Annotated in this window: 1 protein-coding gene; it reads left to right on the forward strand. The window is 38.9% G+C overall.

The window, feature by feature from the left end; translation table 11 throughout:
* Positions 1-252: 252 nt before the first annotated feature.
* A complete protein-coding gene (locus tag NI21_RS0115770; protein ID WP_033127163.1) occupies positions 253-1431 on the forward strand; it encodes an IS110 family transposase in 1179 nt (392 codons plus the stop codon).
* Positions 1432-1570: the final 139 nt, after the last annotated feature.

Below are 1570 nucleotides of genomic sequence, written 5' to 3' on the forward strand. Positions count from 1 at the left end.
TTTCTCCTACTATTAGTATTGTCATAGTCATTCTTTACCTTTTCTACAGGTTAGACTATGCTATTTTAAGATACTGTGGATTGGTTTCTTTCTCCTACCACTTGATGGTTTAAATAAGGCTCCAACCACATTCTCTTTGTCCGGTTGTTAATCAGTTAGTTACCGCATGACGGTTGATCAAGAAGTAGGTTACAATTTCAAAGAGCCCTGTGGATCTTAATACAGTATCAATTCATTTTTAGGAGGTCCTATATGATTTTTGTAGGAATTGACGTTGCTAAAGATAAGCACGACTGCTTTATCACAAACTCAGATGGCGAAGTTCTTTTTCATTCCTTCTCCATCACCAATAACCTATCTGGTTTTACTGAACTCTATCAAAATATTCTATCCGTTATGAACGATGTTGACAAAGTAAAAGTAGGACTTGAAGCCACTGGACACTATAGTTACAATCTTCTCGGATATCTCTTAGATAAAGGTTTCCCGACCTACACTATCAATCCATTACATACGAATCTGTACAGAAAAAGTCTAAGCCTTAGACAGACCAAAACGGATAAAGTCGATGCCCGCACAATTGCTTCTATGCTGATGTCTGATGTGAACTTAAAGTCCTACTCAGACACATCTTACCACAACGAAGAATTAAAGTCACTGACTCGATATCGTTTTGATAAAGTAAAGGAACGCTCTGCTCTTAAGGTATCTATATCCCGGCTTGTCTGTATCCTTTTTCCTGAACTTGAAGAACTTGTTCCTACTCTCCATATGGCATCCGTCTATACTTTGCTGTCTGAGTTTCCAGGTGCTTCTTATGTTGCATCCGCTCATCTTACAAAGCTGACAAATCTGCTTTCTAAAGCCTCCAAGGGCCATTACGGAAAAGATACTGCTGTTCTTTTCCGGGAAACTGCCAGAAGTTCTATAGGCTCTGTTATGCCTGCAAAATCTCTGGAATTGAAACACACGATTAAACTCATTCAAGAACTAACTTCTGAAATTGATGAAATCGAGACAGCTATCAAGCAGATCATGGATGAAGAAATCCAATCCCCTATTCTCACCATTCCCGGCATTAGTTACCGGATGGGAGCAATGATCATTGCCGAGATCGGCGATTTCAATCGTTTTGATTCAGCCGATAAGATCCTGGCCTATGCTGGGATGTCTCCCTCTACATATCAATCTGGTCAACTGGATAACTGTCATTCCCATATGGAGAACCGTGGCTCCAGATATCTTCGTTATGCCTTATACAATGCAACAAAATATGTCTGCCATTGGGACAAAACTTTCGGTGCATATCTTGAGAAAAAGTGTTCTGAAGGAAAACATTACAATGTAGCTTTATCTCATGCTGCAAAAAAACTTGTCAGGACTATCTTTGCACTGGAAAGGTCTGGGCAACCATATAAAGCATCCGTTTAACTCTTTTTATAAACCACTTCTTTTTTAGAGCACCTACAAAGATGCTCTTATTGTCATACAGTTTTCAAGGTACTGATTGCAACGAAAAGTCGTTGCCACTTTTTTACTTGACTTTCTTTAATAGTTAGTCTTATTTTTC

Source organism: Eubacterium sp. ER2, from assembly GCF_000765215.1.
Lineage (GTDB): Bacteria > Bacillota > Clostridia > Lachnospirales > Lachnospiraceae > Claveliimonas > Claveliimonas intestinigallinarum.